The sequence below is a fragment of the Pseudomonas sp. SDO55104_S430 genome, from assembly GCF_054070595.1.
On sequence record NZ_JBSVXG010000309.1, the window covers coordinates 1 to 5355 of the forward strand.

General features: G+C 63.8%; 4 protein-coding genes. 2 read left to right on the top strand and 2 right to left on the bottom strand.

Annotated features, from left to right (window positions below):
* Positions 1–68: 68 nt before the first annotated feature.
* Positions 69–1580 (bottom strand): aldehyde dehydrogenase family protein, encoded by a 1512-nt coding sequence (locus ACW9JE_RS28250; RefSeq protein ID WP_457434631.1) that lies wholly within the window; start codon positions 1578–1580, stop codon positions 69–71.
* A 66-nt stretch (positions 1581–1646) separates the two neighbouring features.
* The gene (gene speB, locus ACW9JE_RS28255) at positions 1647–2645 is read right to left on the bottom strand and encodes an agmatinase (protein ID WP_457434632.1); all 999 of its coding nucleotides are present in this window, start codon (positions 2643–2645) and stop codon (positions 1647–1649) included.
* 149 nt (positions 2646–2794) lie between these two features.
* On the opposite strand from speB, the gene ACW9JE_RS28260 reads away from it, so the two are divergent.
* Together ACW9JE_RS28260 and ACW9JE_RS28265 are read left to right on the top strand one after the other, a co-directional pair.
* On the top strand, positions 2795–3718 hold the full coding sequence (locus ACW9JE_RS28260) for a LysR family transcriptional regulator (protein WP_457434633.1): 924 nt from the start codon (positions 2795–2797) through the stop codon (positions 3716–3718).
* A gap of 57 nt (positions 3719–3775) precedes the next feature.
* Positions 3776–5284, top strand: coding sequence for a sigma-54-dependent transcriptional regulator (locus ACW9JE_RS28265; protein WP_457434634.1), 1509 nt, complete (start codon positions 3776–3778; stop codon positions 5282–5284).
* Positions 5285–5355 lie beyond the last annotated feature (71 nt).

Sequence of the window (5355 nt, forward strand, 5' to 3'; positions counted from 1 at the left end):
AGGCGCCATCCATGCCAACTGACCCGCCGCCTTCGCGAGCAAGCCCGCTCCCACAGGGGGAACTTGTGTCAGCCAGGCAAGGTGATCCACACCGCCTTGGTTTCGAGCAGGTAATCGAGCTGCTCCGCGCCCAGGTCCTTGCCGAACCCGGACTGTTTGTAGCCACCGAACGGCATCGACGGGTCGAGGGTGCCGTGGGCGTTGACGTAGACCGAGCCGGCTTTCAACTGCGGAATCAGGCTGTGCACCTTGCCCAGGTCGTTGGAGTACAGGGCCGCCGCCAGGCCGTAGACCGAGTCGTTGGCCAGGGCCAGCGCTTCTTCCTCATCGTCGAACGGCGCAGTCACCAGCACCGGGCCGAAGATCTCTTCCTGAACTATGCGCATGTCGTTGCGGCAACGGGCGAAGATCGTCGGTTCGACGAAGAACCCCGGCCCCGCCACAGGCTGACCGCCATACACAAGTTCCGCGCCTTCGGCCTTGCCGGTTTCGATGTACTCGCTCACCCGCTGCTTCTGCAAAGCCGACACCAGAGGCCCGATGAAGCAGTCCGGGTCGAGTCCCGGCGCGATCTTCAGAGTCCGGGTGTAGGCGACCAGCTCACGCAGGAATTCGTCGTACACACTGCGATGAATATAGGCCCGCGTACCGGCGTCGCACACCTGCCCCGAGTTGAAGAACACACCGTTGGCGACCGCTTGCGCAGCGGCCGGAATGTCCGCGTCGGCCAGGACGATTACCGGTGATTTTCCTCCCAGTTCCAGGGTTAGTCGCTTCATTTCGTCCAGCGAAGCCTGGCCCACGGTGCGGCCGACCGGGGTCGAGCCGGTGAAGGTCAGCTTGTCGATGCCCGGGTGGGTGGCCATGGCCGCACCGACCACGCTGCCGCGCCCGGTGACGATGTTGATCACCCCGTCCGGAATCCCCGCCTGCTGCACCAGTTCGGCGAAACGCAGGGCCGACAGCGAGGTCAGCTCGGCGGGCTTGACCACCACGGTGCAACCGGTGGCCAGGGCCGCGCCGAGCTTCCAGGCCATGGTTTGCAGCGGAAAGTTCCAAGGCACGATGGCACCGACCACGCCCACCGCTTCCTTGCGGGTGTAGGCCAGGTAGTTGCCAGGCAGCGACGGCTCGACGGTGCGCCCGTGGAGTTTGGTGGCCCAGCCGGCGAAGTAACGCAGGGTGTCGATGGTGCCCTGGATGTCGACGCCCTGGGCGAAGGTCACCGACTTGCCCATGTCGATGGATTCGATTTGCGCCAGTTCCTCGGCGTTCTCTTCGATCAGGTCGGCCAGGCGCTGGATCAGCCGTTCGCGCTCCGCCGGCTTGGCCTGGCTCCAGGCGCCGCCGTCGAACTGCGCACGCGCGGCCTGCACGGCGCGGTCCAGGTCCTCGGTGGTGCCCATGGGAATACGGGTGATCAGGCCTTCGGTCGAAGGTTCGATGACGTCGGAAGTCTGGCCGTCGCTGGCCTCGACCCAGGCGCCGCCGATGAACATTTTCTGGACCTTGCTGAGGAAGGTCTGGGTGGCTTCGCTGACGCCGAATTTCTGCAGGTAGCTTTTGACGATCGTGTCCATTTTCTTCTCTCTTCCCGGCAGGCGGGTGCTACCGGGTCACTGTGGTTTCGATGATCGGACCGGGCATCAGGCCGGCGTGGCTTCGCCCTGGGTCTGCCGCGCCTGGGCGCGCTCGTGGAAGATGAAACCGATGCTGTTGAGCAGCAGTTGCGCGGCGAGGATCGAGGTCATGCCGGTCGGGTCATAAACCGGTGCAACCTCCACCAGGTCCATGCCGACGATGTTGCCTTTGCTGCGCCTGGCCAGTGCCTGGATGATTTCCAGCACTTCGTAGTAGAGGAAGCCGCCATGGCTCGGGGTGCCTGTACCGGGGGCGATGGAGGGGTCGAAACCGTCGATGTCGATGGTGATGTAGTAGTTGATGTTCTGCGGGATCAGCGCCAGCACTCCGTCGACACCGAGGCGCCGCACATCGCGCACCGAGAGGATCCTGGAGCCTGCGGCATGGGCGGCTTCGTAATCGTCGCGGTTGGACGACGACACGTTGCGGATGCCCATCTGTGTCATGCCGACGATGTGGTTCATTTCCGAGGCGCGGCGCAGCGGGTTGCCGTGGCCGTAGCGCACGCCGTGGCGTTCATCGACGAAATCCAGGTGAGCATCGAAGTGGATGATGTGGATCGGACCGCGACCTTCGAAAGCCTTGATCACCGGGGCGTGCACCGAGTGATCGCCGCCCAGCACCACCGGCATCACACCGGCGTCGAGGATCTTGCGCACGGCGTATTCGGTGTTCTGGTTACTGGTGGCCATATCGGTGTGGACGATATCGGCATCACCGACGTCGACCATCCGTACGTCGGCAGCGGTCAGGTACATGACGTCGTCTTCGTGGTCGTAGGCGCCGGCATGGCCGAAGGAAAACAGCGTCGATGCCTCGCGGATGCCCCGTGGCCCGAAGCGTGCGCCGGAGCGCCACTGGGTGCCCATGTCGTTAGGTACACCAAGCACCGCGACGTCTGCGTCCAGCGCATCCCAGTCGGTGCACACCGGGGATTTGCCAAAGGTGCAATGACCTACGAATGGCAGGTTCAGGCGACCGGATTCATAACCGTTGTTCGACATTTGGGCCTCTCCACTTCTTGTTATCGGCTTGGCGGACTGCAAGGCGACCGCCGTTGGAGAGACTATGGGCGCAGCTTTTCGTGGAAAAAATGCTAAACATCAGATACTCATATCGGCATTCCCGATGCATCCACCGGCGGAGGTTCAAGGTGATTCAACTGCACGATGTCGACCTGAAGTTGCTTCGGGTGTTTGCCACGATTGTCCGCTGCGGCGGCTTTTCCGCGGCCCAGGCGGCGCTGAACGCCGGGCAGTCGACCATCAGCGAGCAGATGACTCACCTGGAGACGCGGCTGGGGGTCAAGCTGTGCCAGCGCGGACGCAGCGGCTTTCGCCTGACCGAACAAGGGGTGGCGATTCATGAGGCCACCCAGCGCCTGCTCTCGGCGGTGGAAAATTTCTGCATGGACGCCGATGTGCTCAAGCAGCACATCAGCGGCAAGCTGAACCTGGGGATCATCGACAGCACCATCACCGATCCCGGCTCGCCCATTCCCCGCACCACCCAGCGCTTCGTTTCCCGCGGACACGATGTGCACCTGAACGTCTACGTCGGCACCCCGGCGGAACTTGAAGAACGGGTACTCGACGGTCGCCTGCACCTGGCCATCGGGCACTTCCCGATCCATGTGCCGGGCCTTCTGCATACGCCGCTGTATCAGGAGGCCATGGGGCTTTACTGCGGGCGCCGCCATCCATTGTTCGGCAGCCAGGCCGAGGGCGACGAACTGCGTGAAGAGATCGGCGCCAGTCGCATTGTCGTGCGCGGCTACATGCAGCAGTACGACCTCGAACACATGGGCATCAGCAAGGCGGCAGCGACCGTGGACAACATCGAGGCGATGGCGATCCTGATCATCTCCGGCGCCTACCTGGGCTTTCTGCCGGCGCACTTCGCGGCACAGTGGATCAAGACCGGCGAGATGCACCAGTTGGCCTCGAACAGCCTGCAACTGATGTCACCATTCGATGTGATCACCCGTCGCGGCACCGCGCCGCCGCCGATTGTCCAGGCGTTTCTCGAGGATCTGGCAGCCTGTTCGGCAAAACCCTCTGCCACGGAAAAACCTTGACGACGAGCTTCGGCGAAATCGACATACTCACCGCGTCATCACGCTTGCAGGTTCCCCATGCGCATCCACGTCACCTTCATCGACCGCGTCGGCATCACCCAGGAAGTCCTGGCCCTGCTCGGGCGGCGCAGCCTGAACCTGGACGCCGTCGAGATGGTGCCGCCCAACGTCTACATCGACGCGCCGACCCTCGGCGCCGAGGTGCTGGAGGAATTGCGCGAAGCGTTTCTCGGGGTCGAGGGCGTGCAGGCGGTGACCATGGTCGACATCCTTCCCGGGCAACGCCGACGCCTGCAACTGGAAGCCCTGCTTGCCGCCAGTTCCGACCCGGTGCTGGCGGTGGATGATCGCGGTCATGTGCTGCTGGCCAATCCGGCGTTGATCGCGCTGTTTGGTCGTGAACCGGCAGGGGAATCGCTGAGCGCGCTGTTCGACGACCCCGAGTTGCAGCCGGCTCTGATCGAGCACGGCTTTCGCCTGCCGATGCGCGAAGTCAGCCTCGCGGGCCATACGTTGCTGCTCGACGCGATGCCTGTCACCGATGCCGGCGCCCTGCTCACCCTGTATCAACCGAGCCGCATCGGCGAGCGTCTGTCGGCGCTGCACCATGACCATGCCGAGGGCTTCGACGCGCTGCTGGGTGAGTCGCCGCCGATCCGTGCGCTCAAGGCCCGGGCGCAACGGGTGGCGGCGCTCGATGCGCCGCTGCTGATCCAAGGCGAAACCGGCACCGGCAAGGAGCTGGTGGCCCGCGCCTGCCATGCCATCAGCGGCCGGCGAGACGCGCCGTTCCTGGCGCTCAACTGCGCGGCGCTGCCGGAGAGCCTGGCCGAGAGTGAGCTGTTTGGTTATGCCCCCGGCGCCTTCACCGGTGCGCAGCGTGGCGGCAAGCTGGGGCTGCTGGAACTGGCGGATCAGGGCACGGTGTTTCTTGATGAAGTGGGCGAGATGTCGCCATACCTGCAGGCCAAGTTGCTGCGGTTCTTGAGCGATGGTTGCTTTCGGCGGGTCGGTGGCGATCGGGAGGTGAAGGTCAATGTACGCATCCTCAGCGCCACCCACCGCGACCTGGAAAAGATGGTCAGCGAGGGGCATTTTCGCGAGGACCTGTTTTACCGTCTCAACGTGCTCAACCTGCAGGTGCCGCCGCTGCGCGAACGCGGCCACGACATTCTGCTGATGGCCCAGCACTTCATGGAACACGCCTGCGCGCAGATCCAGCGCCCGGTGTGTCGTCTGGCGCCGAGCACCTTCGCCGCCCTGCTCGGCAACCGCTGGCCGGGCAACGTGCGACAACTGCAAAACGTGATCTTCCGCGCCGCCGCCATCTGTGAAAACCCGCTGGTGGACATCGACGACCTGGACATCGCCCGCACGGCGGTGGAGCGGCAGAACGATGGTGAAGTGGGGAGTCTGGAAGAGGCTGTGGAAGGTTTTGAGAGGAAGCTGTTGGAGCAGCTTTATCGCAGTTATCCGTCGAGTCGTTTGCTGGCGGCGCGGTTGCAGACGTCGCACAGTGCGATAGCGATTCGGTTGCGCAAGTATGGAATCCCCAACAAAGTTTAAAGCCTTGCACCGATCAAAATGTGGGAGCGGGCTTGCTCGCGAAGGCATCGTGTCAGGCGACATTGATGGTG